The sequence below is a fragment of the Thermococcus peptonophilus genome (assembly GCF_001592435.1).
Taxonomy (GTDB): domain Archaea; phylum Methanobacteriota_B; class Thermococci; order Thermococcales; family Thermococcaceae; genus Thermococcus; species Thermococcus peptonophilus.
The window spans coordinates 812,268-827,088 of record NZ_CP014750.1; the positions used below are offsets into that span (position 1 = coordinate 812,268).

General features: G+C 51.8%; 16 protein-coding genes. 8 read left to right on the top strand and 8 right to left on the bottom strand.

Features of this window, described 5'->3' with window-relative positions:
* Positions 1–57: 57 nt before the first annotated feature.
* Entirely contained in the window at positions 58–1,629 is a 1,572-nt protein-coding gene (locus tag A0127_RS04340) for a hypothetical protein (RefSeq protein ID WP_062388422.1), read from the bottom strand.
* 236 nt (positions 1,630–1,865) lie between these two features.
* On the opposite strand from A0127_RS04340, the gene A0127_RS04345 reads away from it, so the two are divergent.
* On the top strand, positions 1,866–3,212 hold the full coding sequence (locus tag A0127_RS04345; RefSeq protein WP_062388425.1) for a cyclic 2,3-diphosphoglycerate synthase: 1,347 nt from the start codon (positions 1,866–1,868) through the stop codon (positions 3,210–3,212).
* Between the two features lie 183 nt (positions 3,213–3,395).
* Here the strand turns inward: A0127_RS04345 and A0127_RS04350 are convergent, their stop codons facing one another.
* Positions 3,396–3,809 carry a secondary thiamine-phosphate synthase enzyme YjbQ gene (locus tag A0127_RS04350; protein ID WP_062388427.1) on the bottom strand — a complete coding sequence of 138 codons (414 nt, stop codon included), beginning with the start codon at positions 3,807–3,809 and terminating at the stop codon, positions 3,396–3,398.
* Entirely contained in the window at positions 3,806–4,708 is a 903-nt protein-coding gene (locus A0127_RS04355; protein WP_062388430.1) for a thiamine-phosphate synthase family protein, read from the bottom strand. The genes A0127_RS04350 and A0127_RS04355 overlap by 4 nt, the downstream gene beginning before the upstream one ends.
* 120 nt (positions 4,709–4,828) lie before the next feature.
* On the opposite strand from A0127_RS04355, the gene pyrB reads away from it, so the two are divergent.
* The 3 genes from pyrB to A0127_RS04370 all read left to right on the top strand — a co-directional run bounded on the left by pyrB (position 4,829) and on the right by A0127_RS04370 (position 7,958).
* A complete protein-coding gene (gene pyrB, locus A0127_RS04360) occupies positions 4,829–5,755 on the top strand; it encodes an aspartate carbamoyltransferase (RefSeq protein ID WP_062388431.1) in 927 nt (308 codons plus the stop codon).
* A 136-nt stretch (positions 5,756–5,891) separates the two neighbouring features.
* On the top strand, positions 5,892–6,350 hold the full coding sequence (gene pyrI / locus A0127_RS04365) for an aspartate carbamoyltransferase regulatory subunit (protein WP_062388434.1): 459 nt from the start codon (positions 5,892–5,894) through the stop codon (positions 6,348–6,350).
* 180 nt (positions 6,351–6,530) lie between these two features.
* Positions 6,531–7,958 carry a D-glucuronyl C5-epimerase family protein gene (locus tag A0127_RS04370; RefSeq protein WP_197463600.1) on the top strand — a complete coding sequence of 476 codons (1,428 nt, stop codon included), beginning with the start codon at positions 6,531–6,533 and terminating at the stop codon, positions 7,956–7,958.
* Here A0127_RS04370 and A0127_RS04375 read toward each other — a convergent pair.
* Positions 7,929–8,513: an ECF transporter S component gene (locus A0127_RS04375; RefSeq protein WP_062388440.1), complete on the bottom strand. Its 585-nt coding sequence runs from the start codon at positions 8,511–8,513 to the stop codon at positions 7,929–7,931. The genes A0127_RS04370 and A0127_RS04375 overlap by 30 nt on opposite strands.
* A gap of 95 nt (positions 8,514–8,608) precedes the next feature.
* On the opposite strand from A0127_RS04375, the gene A0127_RS04380 reads away from it, so the two are divergent.
* The 4 genes from A0127_RS04380 (at position 8,609) to A0127_RS04395 (ending at position 11,762) form a co-directional block, all read left to right on the top strand.
* Positions 8,609–9,412, top strand: a complete 804-nt coding sequence (locus tag A0127_RS04380) for a hypothetical protein (protein ID WP_062388443.1) — start codon at positions 8,609–8,611, stop codon at positions 9,410–9,412.
* Positions 9,409–9,981 (top strand): AAA family ATPase, encoded by a 573-nt coding sequence (locus A0127_RS04385; protein ID WP_062390837.1) that lies wholly within the window; start codon positions 9,409–9,411, stop codon positions 9,979–9,981. Before A0127_RS04380 ends, A0127_RS04385 begins: the two co-directional genes overlap by 4 nt.
* Entirely contained in the window at positions 9,978–10,562 is a 585-nt protein-coding gene (locus tag A0127_RS04390; protein WP_062388445.1) for a DUF523 domain-containing protein, read from the top strand. The genes A0127_RS04385 and A0127_RS04390 overlap by 4 nt, the downstream gene beginning before the upstream one ends.
* Before the next feature lie 384 nt (positions 10,563–10,946).
* Positions 10,947–11,762, top strand: coding sequence for a DUF835 domain-containing protein (locus A0127_RS04395; RefSeq protein ID WP_231855805.1), 816 nt, complete (start codon positions 10,947–10,949; stop codon positions 11,760–11,762).
* A 73-nt stretch (positions 11,763–11,835) separates the two neighbouring features.
* On the opposite strand, the gene A0127_RS04400 is transcribed toward A0127_RS04395, so the two are convergent.
* The 4 genes from A0127_RS04400 to A0127_RS04415 form a co-directional block, all read right to left on the bottom strand.
* The gene (locus tag A0127_RS04400) at positions 11,836–12,258 is read right to left on the bottom strand and encodes an EamA family transporter (RefSeq protein WP_082781389.1); all 423 of its coding nucleotides are present in this window, start codon (positions 12,256–12,258) and stop codon (positions 11,836–11,838) included.
* 2 nt (positions 12,259–12,260) lie between these two features.
* Positions 12,261–13,610, bottom strand: coding sequence for a phosphoglucosamine mutase (glmM, locus tag A0127_RS04405; protein ID WP_062388446.1), 1,350 nt, complete (start codon positions 13,608–13,610; stop codon positions 12,261–12,263).
* A gap of 107 nt (positions 13,611–13,717) precedes the next feature.
* Positions 13,718–14,428: a hypothetical protein gene (locus A0127_RS04410; RefSeq protein ID WP_062388448.1), complete on the bottom strand. Its 711-nt coding sequence runs from the start codon at positions 14,426–14,428 to the stop codon at positions 13,718–13,720.
* Positions 14,429–14,437: 9 nt separating this feature from the next.
* Complete coding sequence (locus tag A0127_RS04415; protein WP_062388451.1) at positions 14,438–14,821, bottom strand: hypothetical protein; 384 nt, start codon at positions 14,819–14,821, stop codon at positions 14,438–14,440.

Sequence of the window (14,821 nt, forward strand, 5' to 3'; positions counted from 1 at the left end):
CACTATTTTGTGTACCGACGATAAACAACAAAAACAGGAAAAGGAACGAAAGCCCCCTCAGCGCCTTATATCCACAATCCTGCCCTCGCTTATGACCACCGTGGCGTTGTCCCCAGGCTTAAGGGACAGCAACTTGAAAATGAGCTCCTCGCTCAGGTCAGCCGCGCTTATGTAGAGCGTCCTGTTGCCAACTACAAGTATCCAGTGGGTGTTGCCGTCCTTGATGTAGGAGTAGAGGGCCTTTATCTCGCCCTTCACCTCCTCGGCCTGAACGACTTCTCCCCGGAGAAGGAACTCCTTCACCTCACGCTCGTCTTCGAATATCTTTACCTCCTTGGTCTCCGCGTTGACGAAGGCTATTTTGGCAACACCCGAGCCGCTCCGCGGGATGATCGCCACGCGCCACCAGAGCGTCCCGTCAATGAAAACGGGTATCGGCTCAACAGCCATGAACTGGCTCCAGTCGAAGGTTGGGAGGGCCTTCTTTACATAATCAATCGCCTTAACCGGGCCGGTTAGTGGAGTTTCAAACTTGACCTGACTCATCTCCCCCGTACGAGCGTCCATTAGGTAAATTGCAGCCAAACCGTGGGCCTTTCCGTAGGGCTCGACTGCCGTCATCCAGTACTTCCTCCTGTCGCTGGCCACGACTAAGAAGGGCTGTCTGTTGCCCTGGTTGCTGACATCGATGAGCTCTATCTGGTTCTCGTGGTGGAGCCAGAGGTTCTTTATGTTGGCAAAGACGCCCTCCTTCCAGTAGTTCTGGGCCTTCACAACACTTCTCACCAGCTTCTCCGGAAAGATCGGGAAGTCCCTGAGGCGCTCGTCCTTCATGGCTTCCTTAGGACTTAGGTCCTCAACGTTGCCCTCCTCATCAACGATGAAGACGCCGCCCCACTTTGGAACCGTGTAGAAGACCTTGAAGTCGTAGGATATGTAAGGGACGACTATGTAGAGCTTTCCGTTGTAGTATAGGGCCCTCGGAAGGTCGAGGTCGATGAGATAGTGCTTCTTGTAGAGAACCCAGTTGAGGTTGTCGAAGAACTGCATCCCCGGGCCGACCTGAAGTTCTTCCTCGATGCGCTTCATCTTGGCCTGAGTCGTGCCCATATCCACGAACAGAATGCCCTTGCCCTTGAGCCTGATAGAGTTCCAGGCGCCGTCGGGAACTATGTAGAAGCCCCACACAGGAGTGCCGTTGAGCATCGTCAGATGCCCATCGCTGAGGGTGTAGCGCGCGTACTCGATCGTGTCTATGGCGTAGCGATAAGCGGTAAATTTGGGAAGGATTCTGATGTAGCTCGTGGAGAGGTTGAGCTCTCCCGTTACAAGCGAGGGATGGTACTCCTTGTATAAGGCCGTATTGGCAAAGGGAGACGAAAGAATCAGTGCCACTATCGAAAGGAGAAACAGCCCGCCGAGGATCAGCAGAAGCGTGTAGTTTTTCCCCAGGACGTAGCGCTTTGGTTTGACGGCCATTAACGCTCCCAAAGCGAGGAACATGTAGAGGAGCGCAGGGTTCCTGTAGAAGCCCATCACAAGCCCGTGGAACCATGGCCTGAAGAACCAGCCCAGGAGAAGAACCGCCAAAGCAACTACTAACGCGGAATAATCACGCATTCCCTTCATTGCACTCACCTCATTTTTTACTATGTCTAATAGTTCCATAGAGCTTATTAACCTACCTCAAGTGCAGCCCCACCAAGCCGCTTCCAGTTCTTGTTCACTGTTTCGCGAAAAGTCTTCACATCATCAATGCTCACATCGAAAAACCCTCACAGAACGCTTACACCGGTAAACAAAAACTGTTATAAATGCCAAAAACAATACACTAGCGCCAAAACGGAAATTTTGAGGTGATACCTATGGCAGAGAAGAAAAAGAAGAGGGTTCTGATTTTGGGCGCCGCCGGAAGGGACTTCCACAACTTCAACGTGTTCTTCAGGGACAACCCCGAGTACGAGGTAGTCGCTTTCACCGCCACCCAGATTCCCGACATCGAGGGCAGGATTTACCCGCCAGAGCTCGCCGGTGAGCTCTACCCGAACGGGATTCCCATCTGGAGCGAGGACGACATGGAGAAGATCATCAAGGAGCACGACATCGACATCGTCGTGTTCGCTTACTCCGATGTCTCTCACGAACACGTAATGCACCTCGCGAGCAGGGCTCACTCAGCTGGAGCCGACTTCTGGCTCCTTGGCCCAAAGAGCACTATGCTCAAGTCAAGCAAGCCAGTGGTAGCGGTTACCGCTGTAAGAACCGGCTGTGGAAAGAGCCAGACCTCAAGAAAGGTCGCCCAGCTCCTCCAGGAGATGGGCTACAAGGTCGTCGCCATAAGACACCCAATGCCCTACGGCGACCTCAGGAAGCAGGTCGTTCAGCGCTTTGCCACCTTCGAGGACCTTGACAAGTACGAGTGCACAATCGAGGAGAGGGAGGAGTACGAGCCGTACATCGAGCGCGGCATGGTTGTCTATGCCGGCGTTGACTACGAGAAGATACTGAGAGAGGCCGAGAAAGAGGCCGACATAATTCTCTGGGACGGAGGAAACAACGACTTCCCGTTCTACGAGCCGGACCTCTGGATAGTCGTCACCGACCCGCACAGGCCCGGGCATGAGTTGAAATACCACCCAGGTGAGACCAACTTCAGGGCTGCTGACGTCATAATCATCAACAAGATCGACACTGCCAACCGCGACGACATCCAGAAGGTCAGGGAGAGCATTGAGAAGGTCAACCCGAACGCGACCGTCATAGAGGCCGCTTCACCGATCTTCGTTGACAAGCCCGAGCTCATCAAGGGCAAGCGCGTTCTGGTTGTAGAAGACGGGCCGACACTCACCCACGGTGGCATGAAGTACGGAGCGGGCTACGTTGCTGCCAAGAAGTTTGGAGCTGCTGAGATCATCGATCCGAGGCCCTACGCCGTCGGTTCAATAGTGGAGACTTACAAGAAGTACCCGCACCTGGACGTTATCCTTCCGGCTATGGGCTACGGCAAGAAACAGATCAAGGAGCTTGAGGAGACCATTAACAGGGCCGATGCAGACGTCGTCATCATGGGGACTCCAGTTGACCTCCGCAGGTTCATGAACCTCAACAAGCCGGCTGTGAGGGTCAAGTACGAGCTTGAGGAGATCGGCCAGCCCAAGCTCAAGGACATCCTTGAGGAGTGGGCCAAGAACTGCGAGAAGCTCAAGAAGTGAGCTTCTCTTTTCTTCAACCTTTCCCTGTTTTACTCTTAAACCGCAAGACTTTTAGTGAAAAAACCCAACTTCTTCTGCCCGGGGAGTGCCGCCGAAGGCGGAGCCGATGAACTTGGGCGGGTTATTACCCCCTTTATTCTCGTAAAATGAGAACTTGGATTTCTCAGAGTATTTAAAAGACGGCTACTCCCCCATAACCTGCACTACAACGCGCCTGTGCCTCGGCCTAACGTCGAGCTCGACGAAGAATATCTGCTGCCAAGTACCCCTGACAAGCCTTCCATCCACCACGGGGAAGCACTCGCTTGCCCCCAGCAGGCTCGCCCTCAGGTGGCTGTGGGCGTTGTCGTCTATCCTGTCGTGGAGGTAGCCGGCACCTTTTGGGATAAGCTCCTTTAGAATTCTCTTGAAGTCCTCCAGAAGGCCGCTCTCGTGCTCGATCGTTATTATGGCCCCGGTAGCGCCGGGCACGAATACGAGAACCTGCCCGTTCTGAATCCCGCTCTCTTCCACGATTCTCTCGACTTCATGGGTTACGTCCACCAGGTCTATCTCTCCTTTCGTTGAGAAGCGCAGTTCCCTTGTGAAGACCTTCATGAAACCTCACCTCTGAGAACCCCAATTAGTTTCTCGACCTTTCTCAGCACCTCAAAAGGAGTCCTACCAAATATGTAAACGAGCGGCTCAACGCCTTCTCCTCCTTCATCTATGATGGCGTCGTGAACTTCCTTTTCGAAGGGAGCTGCAAGGATTCTCATGGCATCGGCTTCATCCATGCCCCCGGTCTTTACCTTCGCCGTCTTGAATCCCATCATTTTCAGGGCCTTTTCAATATCCTTTCCGTAGCGGATGTTTACAACGCTCCTGATCTCAGGTCTGCGCTTCATAACTTCAAGTAGAAGCCCTGCAGTGAACTTGCTAGCTCCAAACTCCGGGGGAAGGGCGAATGGTCTGCCCTTGACTAGCGTTATTCTTCCGGGTACTGAGGCAACGTCCGAGGGAGCCTTCGCTTCAGGAAGGGCATAGGCAAAGTTGCTCCTGACTTCGGGAATAAGATCGCCGAACTCCTCAAGGGCAAGGAGCTCCCTCAACGCAATTCCCAGCTCAGAAAGGACGTCCTTTTCTGGCGTAGAAGAGAAGAACTGGGAGCACAGTTCAGTGCTGACTCCAGCATAGCGAGAGTAGTGCTCGCAGAGTGTTTTCTCTCTAAAGAGGCCGATAATGCGCCTGGTCGTGAACAGGATAATTTCATCTTTCCGCGCACCGTCCTCTATCAGTCTGGCAATCTCCTCGGCAAGCACATTGAGAAGTTCTTCAACCTCGCGCGGTGGCGCTTTGATCCTGCCAGAGAGGTACTTGCTCACCATCGCCTGTGTCGTTCCAAGCCACGCGGCTATCTGAGCCTGGGTAAAGCCTTTAGAATACAGAATTTTTGAGATTCTCGCGCGAAGGTATGGCATCAACTCTTCCGCTATATACACGCTGGGAACTTTCATAGCTCTCACCCTACAACCAGGTTATTCAACTGTATTAATTAAGTTTAAATCGCTATTGTTATCAAATATGTGTTAAAAAAGCTTTAAAAATCCACCGATTTTTACAGTGGAAGGGCACTTATGGACTGGAAAGGTCGCGACGTGGTAAGCATAAGGGACTTCTCAAAGGATGACATCGAATTCGTTTCGAAAGTTGCCGAAAGGCTTGAGGAAGAGCTCAACGAGAGGGGCTCTCTGGATTACGCCCGTGGGAAGATCCTCGCGACGCTCTTCTTCGAGCCATCAACAAGGACGAGGTTGAGCTTTGAAAGCGCGATGCACCGCCTTGGAGGCTCTGTCATCGGCTTCTCCTCAGCCTCGAGCACGAGCGTTAAGAAGGGAGAAAGCTTAGCTGACACGATAAAGACCGTCGAGCAGTACAGTGACGTAATCGTTATTCGCCACCCGATGGAGGGAGCGGCAAGGTTGGCGGCTGAGGTTGCCGAGGTTCCAGTTATCAACGCCGGTGACGGAAGCAACCAGCACCCGACGCAGACGCTTCTCGACCTGTACACAATCAAGAAAACATTCGGAAAGATAGACGGTATTACGATAGGCCTTCTCGGGGATCTGAAGTACGGGAGAACCGTTCACAGCCTCGCGGAAGCTCTGGCATTCTACGACGTCAAGCTCTACCTGATTTCGCCAGAACTCCTCAGGATGCCGAGACACATTGTTGATGAGCTCCGCGAGAAGGGTGTTAAGGTCTATGAGACAACCGACCTTGAGGGAGCAATCCCTGAACTCGACGTCCTCTACGTGACGAGGATACAGAGGGAGCGCTTCCCCGACGAGGAGGAGTACCTGAAGGTAAAGGGGAGCTACCAGGTAAACCTCGAAGTTCTGAAGAACGCCAAGGAAACGCTCAAGGTTATGCACCCGCTTCCGAGGGTCGATGAGATTCACCCAGATGTGGACAAGACGGAGCATGCACTCTACTTCAGGCAGGTTTTTTCTGGAGTGCCTGTGAGAATGGCCCTTCTTGGACTGACGTTGGGGGTGTTGTAAATGATTGCAAGCTTAAAGATGCATCCCACTCGGGATATCGTCGGGGATGCAATCAAAGTTGGGAACGTTAATAAGACCCCCCAAACTTCCGCCAGCGCTTGCACAAGCAAGGGCTGATTGTCTGGAGGTGTGAAAAATGCCGGAGAGCCTCAAAATTGAGGTAATTCCAGAGGGGACTGTAATAGACCACATCCCCGCGGGCAAGTGGCTCAAGGTCATCGAAATCCTCGGCCTAACAGAACCCAACGGTGGAACACTCCTCATAGCCTCAAACGTTCCAAGCAAAAAGCTCGGAAGGAAGGACATCGTTAAGGTGGAAGGAAGATACCTAAGCGAGGAAGAGGTGAACAAGATAGCCCTCATAGCGCCGATGGCGACGGTGAACATCGTGAAGGACTACAAGATAATCGAGAAGTTCAACGTCGAGATACCCGACGAGATCACAGGAATCCTCAAGTGCCCGAACCCAAACTGCGTCAGCAACCACGAGTACGTTACGTCGAGATTCCACGTCGAGAGTAGAGAACCGCTTAAGCTCCGCTGCCATTACTGCGAGAGAACGATTGAAGGGGAGGACATCATCGGAAGCCTCTGATAGTCACAGCGGAAAACTTAAAACCCTCTTTTTTAAATTTTGACTGTGAGTGGTATGAAGAAAAACATAGTAGTGTTGGTGATTGCTTTCCTAATCATCATGTTGTTGACTGGAGGAGTTTTAATCACCCATTTCTCAAAAGAGAAGACCTCCAACTCCGGGAATGTCCGGGTTTATGTAATGCTTCTTGAGAAAAACGCGGCTTTTGAGATGGCCGATTTCTCAATTAAAGTTGGTAACGCCCTTCTAAACGAAACCAACAAGCCAGTTTTGGCCTATCAGGGGCAGCCAAGAGAGATCCAAATGGAGGTCCGGGGCACGACCAGAAACTGGAACGGCATCGAGTTCAACGTAGAGGGAAATATCGACATCAACGCCACAGAGGGAGGAAAGGACTATCTGGTAACCCTTGAGGCCACTCACGAGCCGGGGGTTTTCGTCCTAAGGCAGGTCCCAGAGCTGAGCGGGCTCATTGGAAAAGACGTTCCAGAGACAATACTCCTTGAGAATTATCCCACAGCCGAGAAGGTAATGAAAGAGGTCAATGCTCTGGGAGAGCTGAAGAGAAACCAGAAGCTGAGAGAAAAATACCTGAGACTATGGGATGAGACCGGAAACTTAAGCTACCTACTCGCCTATAGGGATCTAAGCTACCACCTGAAAACCCTCGCCCTCATGAAGAAGCTCGGGAATCTGGACGCCGTTGGAGTAAAGACCTACGTAATGGACATTATTGCAACAGACTATTACTACAGCCACTTTACTAAGCCAGGAAAAAAGGACATGACGCTCGTTTTTGACAACAGCTCTCCATATTATGGAACGATCAAGGCAACCGAGGGACCGCTCAAGAGCAGCCTGCCCTTCGTGTATTACCCCGCACGCGGCTTCAACATCTATCCGGTGTCCGCGGTTCACTGGGCACACAGGTACTTCCTCATGGGAAGACGCGACCTCTCTTTGAGGATACTAGGCCAGCTCATGCCCTTCATCGAATACCGAAAGTGCAATGGAGAAACCTGCGCACTTCTTCCCGTGTACTTCCATTTCCAGAACGCAAGCGTCCCGTGGGTTTCGGGCTACGCCCAAGGAATGGCGGCGGGTCTTTACGCTCTGGCCTACAACATGACAAGAAACGAGAGCTACCTCAACATCGCAAAGTTTTTTCTGAACTCCTTTGACCTCCCTCTCAGTGAGAACGGGTTTATAGCTGAGACAAAGTACGGTGTATGGTACCTTGAGTACAACTACTATCCGGAACAGCTCGTTCTGAATGGGCACATAATAACGCTCCAGGGTCTCTACCATTACTGGGAGGTTACAGGGGACGAGAAGGCCTATGAACTCTTCATCAAAGGGGTAGAAAGCGTCAAGAAGGCACTTCCTGATTTCGACACCGGAAACTGGAGCAGGTACGCGAGCGTATACAACTCATCGAGCGAGTTCTACCACCGGCTTCACATAAGGCTTCTCCTGTGGCTCTACGCAAAAACGGGCGACGAGACCTTCATGGAGTATGCAGAGAAGTGGAACAGCTACCTGGCTGAGAGAGGACTGAAAAAAGAGAACATAGAGAAACTACTCCAGGAGATGCGGGATTCTCCTTAACACGGGCACGGTAACCAGCAGGCTGATAAAGACATCTATGGCGCTCTGGATGGCGTTCGGGAGGGCTATTGCAAACCAGAAGGGGACGCCCGTCCAGTCCTCCACCGCCGAGATGACCTGCTCCCTTGGGAGACCCAGCCAGATGGGGAGTGCCACGTAGTAGTTTAGGGCTATCATCAGGGGGATCCTGATGAGGATCCCAACGATGTACGCAACCAGTCCAAACACGACGAGCCTTTTCTTGTTAGAATAGTCGAACCCCACTGTTCTTCTGGCAACTTCCAAGCCTATGAGAACACCAAACGTCGCCAGGGTCTTCATCATTGCACCCAACCAGCTCGCGGAGGATACAACGCTCAGACCGAGGAAGAGCATGGCGAGGGTTATCAGTCCGCCCCAGAAGCCGAGGATGAAGTAGGCAACGACGATTGGAACTGCAACGAGATCTATCTTCATGCCCCACACTGTCGGCATCTCAACGGGCATTACGTCCAGAGCGAGGGCAAGGGCCAGCATTAGTCCTATTATGGCAATTTCTTTTGAACTGATTTTCATCTCCACCACCGTTACAAGTTTGTACCCAAATTTTTAAATTTTTGTTCTATATCTGGAACAATTCTCTTATAAGCCAAGATCCCCACCAGAGTGCGATGGACGTTAAAGACATTGAAAAGCTTGTTAGAGAGATAAGACATGAGCACGGCCTTCCAGACAGCCCGTTCAGGATAGATGAGGTGAGGTACGACGAAAAAAACGACAAGCTCTTTATAATCGCTCACGACAGGACAGACAAGAGTGTAATTATCGGCAACAGCCTAGTGATAGGGAGGCTGAGAGAAAAGCTTGGAATCCAACAGGTAACTGTCTACTCAAACCTCGACCTTGAAATAAAGCGTAAAAAGCTGGAGCTGGCTGAAAAAGCTGTTAGGGAGACGAAGCTTGAGTTCCTCCTCCCCATAATCGAGGCCGAGAAAAAATTTCCACCAAGAGAGTGGCCGGAAGTAAACGGAGAGCTAAAAACACTGGTATTCCTCAGCTTCAACGCGAGGGCCCTGATCGGCTTCGCTGAGAAGCTCAGACTCCCATATAAAGCCGTTGGGCTGAAGTACGCGTTCCCCAAGCTCAACTATGAACCCATTGAAGGAGAACCGGGGGAATTGTTCTTTCCAGACGAAGAAAAGCTCGTTAAAATTGCCAAGGAGAAAGGAGAAGAGCTGGTTCTCGCAGACTTCCCGTTTGGGCTCAAGTGGAGAGAGGATATAGCACTCCTAAACCCGTTCCGCTTTCTCCACATTGGCTTCTTCGAGCTGAAGTACCTCTTCGGCTTCGACTGGCCGACCATCGTGGATAAAAACGCCCTCATCGAATTCGTTGTTGAGCTGACGTATGAGGGCCTTATAGAGTCCACAGATGGTGCAAACCTTATATGGCGCGCATGGAGGCGGAGAAGATGATAATAGGCGTCGTTGGGAAGATAGCCGCTGGAAAAACTACAGTTGCAAAGTTCTTCGAGGAGAAGGGCTTCTGTCGAGTTTCCTGCAGCGACCCACTGATAGACCTGCTCACCCACAACGTATCCAACTACTCCTGGATCCCCGAACTGCCCGAGAAGGCCGAGCCCACCCGTGACAGGCTCATCGAGTTTGGAAAGTACCTGAAGGACAAGTACGGCGGCGACATTCTCATCCGTCTGGCTGTGGACAAGAAGAGGCACTGCAGGAACATCGTCATTGACGGCGTCCGCTCAAGGGAAGAGGTTGAGACAATCAAACGCCTCGGTGGAAAGGTCATCTACGTGGAAGCGAGGCCCGAGATAAGGTACGAGCGGCTGATGAGGAGAAAGGCCGAGAAGGACAAGGTCATCCAGAGCTTTGAGGATTTTTTGAAAATGGACGAAGAAGAGGAGAAGCTATACCACACGACGAAACTGAAAGATATCGCCGACTACGTTATAGTCAACGAGGGTACTCTGGAAGAGCTGAGGGGGAAAGTTGAAAAGATAATCTCGGAGGTAGTGGAATGAACCTCCTCATCATAGCCCCCTGCCTTCTCAGCCCCTTCTACGTCTACCGCGGGCCGAAGGATAAGGAGTACGAAACTGCCAGAAGGTTGAGGGAACTTATAAGAAAGCTCGGTGAGGATTGGCAGGTTTTGGCCTACCCCTGTCCGGAGTTCGAGCTGATTGGCTGGCCGCGTGCCCCAGCGAGCAGGGAAGTTTACGAGAGGCTTGGGATGAGGGAGAGGGCCAAGGCAATCGCCGATTTCATTGGACGTATTTTGACTGAAGAAAAACCTGAAAAGGTTGTTTTCGTCGGAGTTAAGGGTTCTCCAACCTGTGGCGTCTTCCACACCAGCTCCAGCAACCCGGATAAGTATCCGTACAGAGCAATGCAGGAGTTTTTCTACCTAGGCAAGAAAGAGAGAATACAGCACTCAAAGGAACTCGTGAAGGAGCAGAACTTCGAGCTGAAGCCCCTACCCGGAATACTCTTCGAGATACTGATGGCGAGATTCCCGGAGGGAGTTTACTTTGAGTTCGACAAAGAGGATGTTGAGGGGAGCATCAAACGGTTAGGGACAGTTCTGCAAGTCTCCAATGCATAGGATTCGGAACATAAGCAACCGACTGAATACGGTAGAACAGAACTATAAACAAAGGGCACCCAAGAAGAGCAGGAGGGCAGAGAAAAGACAAGAGAATCCTCTGCACAGTAAATTCCCCTATAAAAAGATCTGCAGTTACAAAGGCGACAAATCTTATTAAGATGTGTCCCACGATAGCATAGTGGGGAGCCCGAATGAATCCCACCCTACTCTTGACAGGTCAGATTCTGAGCCTCAGTACAAAGTTATTCACTGCTATTTACCTAGGGCATTCCTATAAAAAAATCTCTTAGAAAGTCAGCTCTGATCTTCTCCCTAGCTCTAATCGCCGCTTCCCTACAAGTTTTTGGAGACCTTATTGGCATTCAGACCGTTACAATCTTAATGGAGGCACTTTCGGCTTCGCTCCTGTTCTATGGAACCCTCCGGCTCCTCGATGAGGAGGGGTTTTCATTCACTGTCAATAGGGGCAAGTACGTCTCCATAACACCCTTTGTTATCACACTCTACATGCTCGTCGCGGAGCGTTCGAGTGAGCCTAACTGGCTCGCCACGGTTGGGATCGCATACGCTGTCTCTGGCCTCTTCATGGTACTCTCCGGCCTTATGCTGGTGGGATTGAAAGACCTCTATGAGAACTATTCAAAATACCTTGGGATTACGCTGATTATAAACGGGACACACGAGATGGACTATCCCCTGCTCCGTCCCGTTGAGTGGTTTGCACCTATTGGGTTCTCGCTGAGCGCCGCGCTGACAATCCTCATAGCGTATTTCTTCGTAAAGTTCGTGGGTCATGAAGAGTTCCTAAGGCCACACTTAGAAACCGCAAAACCACTAAAAGAAATAGAACCGGGACTCATTCTATTGTCACCAAAGGAGTACAGGAATCTCCTATCAGAGTTACAAGAACTTCCACTCATAGCATTCACCCGGAGCCTCAATAAAGTACCAGAGAAGTGGATGGTCTATACCATAAGCCAAATTGAACACAAACGCACGATACAACCCACCAACCTCTCAAAAATCACGGAAATCGTGAACAGGTACCTCAAGACTGTCGGAAAAGGTGGTGTAGTTCTCATTGATGGAATTGAATACATCAGCATGTACAACGGCTTCGAAGCGGTTGCTAAATGGCTGAGTACCCTCAGGGACATCGCGTACGTCAACGATGGGAACTATACTCGTGGTGACTGATAACAGAGCGTGGGATGAACGGAAGTGGAATCTCTTACTAAGGCTGTTGGGGTAGTCTGGTTTCAAAAATACATCATAAAGAAACAAGAAGTGCACCAAGAACTATCAGCACCGCCCCAACTGCGGTCTTGAAGTCCATCCTCTCCCCAAGGACGAGCGAAGCTAAAATCATGGCGAGGGCGACGCTCATCTTGTCTATAGCTATCACCGCCGTCGTTCTTCCGTTCTTTATGGCCATGAAGTAGAAGAGCCAGGAGAGAGCTCCGGCAACGCCCGATAGGGTTACGAAGAGCAGGGCGCGGTGGTCGAAGCCTGCGGTGTTAGTCTTGCCTGTGGCAGTGGCGACGAGGAAGAGAAAGGCAAACATGATGAAGGCCCTGATCACGGTTGCTACAGTTGAATCAACGTCCCTGAGACCAAGCTTCCCAAAGATTGGTACGAGGGCGGCGAAGAACGCCGCGAGGAGTGCGTAGAAAATGTAGAGGGGAATTTTCACGATCAAGCCTCCGAGATGGCCTTCTTTACAAGCCTTTCAGCCTTCTCCATCAGCTCCTTCGCCTTCTCCTCCGTGTGGGCCTCAAGGGTTATCCTCATTATCGGCTCCGTCCCGCTCGGTCTGAAGAGAATCCACCAGTCGGAGTTCTCTATCCTGATCCCATCGATGTCTATCAGTCTGTCGTAGTCAAACGTTTTTAGGGCCTCACGCGCTATTATCCCCATCGCCTTCGCCTTCTTCTCGTTCGGACAGGGAATTTTGGCACGAAGCGTTACGTAGCGCGGGACTTCCTTGGCCAGCTCGCTAAGCGGGCCGAGTCTGTCAATCATCTCCAGAACCAAAGCCCCGGCAAAGATTCCATCAGGAGTTAAGTTCCACTGCGGGATTATCCAGGTCCCGCTCGGCTCGCCGCCGAAGACGCCACCGTGTTTGGCGAGTTCCTCGGCAACGGCAACGTCCCCAACGCGCGTTCTTATGACCTCTCCGCCAAGGGGCCTAACGTAGTCATCGAGGGCAAGGCCGGCATCAACGGTCGTTACAATCTTCCCCTTCCCGAACTTCCTCAGCATGTAGCCCGCTATGAGCGAGAGCATGACCTCATATTCGACGAAGTTGCCCTCGTCGTCAACGACGCCAATCCTGTCGGCGTCGCCGTCGTGGGCTATTCCAACGTCGGCTTTCATAACCCTAACCGTTTTCGCCAGGGCGGACAAACTTTTCGCGTTTGGCTCAAGCTCCCTCACGAAGAAGCCGCTCGGGTGGGAGTTGAGAGAGATTACCCGGTTACTGAGCTCCCGCTGAAGGTATGGAGAAACTATCGAACCAGCGCCGTTTCCAGAATCAACGACGACCGTGTAGGGGTTCCTAATTTCAACAAATTTTAACGCCTCTTTTATGTAGTCCTCACGCGGGTCTGCCTTCCTAAGCGTTCCGATCTCGTTCCAGGGAGCTTTCTTGAAGTTCCCTGAGTCCATTATGGCCTCGAGCTCGTTCTCCATCTCCGGAGTGTAGGCCATTCCGTTGGCCTGCCACACCTTTATGCCGTTGTACTCCGGCGGGTTGTGGGAGGCAGTTATAGTAACTCCCGCATCGGCACCGTAGAGCTTTATTGCGAAGCCCGTGAGGGGAGTAGGAGACAGCCCAATATCGATGACATCAACACCGGTTGAGAGAAGCCCGCTTATTACGGCGGATTTGATGACGTCGCCGCTCGTCCTCGTGTCCTTGCCTATAACAACCGTCCCACCGTCAAGGTACGTTCCCAAGGCCTTTCCCACTTTAAGAGCCAGCTCCGGCGTCAGCTTTTTGTTGAAGACCTCCCTGATGCCGCTCGTCCCGAAGTACTTTCCCATGATGACCACCCGTGAGAGTTATGGGTGATGGTAGAGAAAGGCAAATATAACCTTTCCGCCCGGGTTAACCCATTCCAACGGAAGAAAAGGAACAAAGAAAAAGGGCCTCACGGGCCGAACGTTGTCAGCTCGTTCCCGTCCGGATCGAGCACGTGGAGAACGACGCTACCGTTCAGAGCGGTTTCAAGGCCCGATACCAGCTTCATGTACGTGTCCTTGATGGAGTTGACTTCTTCCTCGCTTGTGAATGAGCTCATAGCCCTGACGTGGTATGTGGAGCCACTCTTCTCGAGGATTACATCCCACGGCCCCTCTCCCGCGAAATCAAGCAGGTAGTTCAGCGCTTTCTGGGCCTCCTCGTCGCTCACTCCCGTGTACCAGACGTTGATGCCGTTTGATGACACGTAGCGGTACTTGCTCTCCACCTGGTAGAGGACGTTCTTTTCGTCATCAAGAATCTGGAGGAGCACGTGTTCACCGCCAAAAACGTCCTGCGACATCTTTGACGCCAAAAAGACAAGGTAGAACTTTAGAGAAGCCTCAAGCTCGTCGGGGCTTCCGTAGGTGCTCGTGAGTCTCACGGTGTATCCCCCGTTCTTTTCCACGTAGACGTCCATTCCGTTTTCGGGGTTCAGCTCGGTGTTGATGAAGTCAATAATTGCCTTGGCCTGACTCATTGAGACGTCTCCGGAGTAGTGAACGGTGATGTCGTTTATCGTGAGCGTTTTCTCGGTCTTGATGTTAGTATTCGGACTTTCGCAGCCGCTCGCGAGCACGACGACCGCAGCCAGGACAAGTGCAAGCAGCAATTTCTTCATTCTCCCACCTCACTTCCTAACCAGTCTGTAAATCCCGACGCTGACAGTGTAGGAATCAACGTTAGCCGGGCTCTTGTAGTCAACCCTTACCTGGAAGGCCTTGCTTGAGCCGTATATCATGCTGTCCGTTTCCGACTCGGTTAGGACGTTCCCCTTCTCGTCGAGGATCGTTATCTTCTCCACGGTCCCGGTGCTGCTCGCGTTTATGTAGTACTTACCTGGCTCAAGGACGTGTGAAAGGTAGAAGACGTCACCGCTGACGGTTTCCGTTTTTACTTCAACCGGAACCTTCTCGTAGAAGGTGTTGTAATAGTACTGCATGCCGAAGATTCCCGCAATGCCGATAATCAGTAGCACGAGGAAGCCAACAAGGAGCTTTTTAATGAGTCCCAT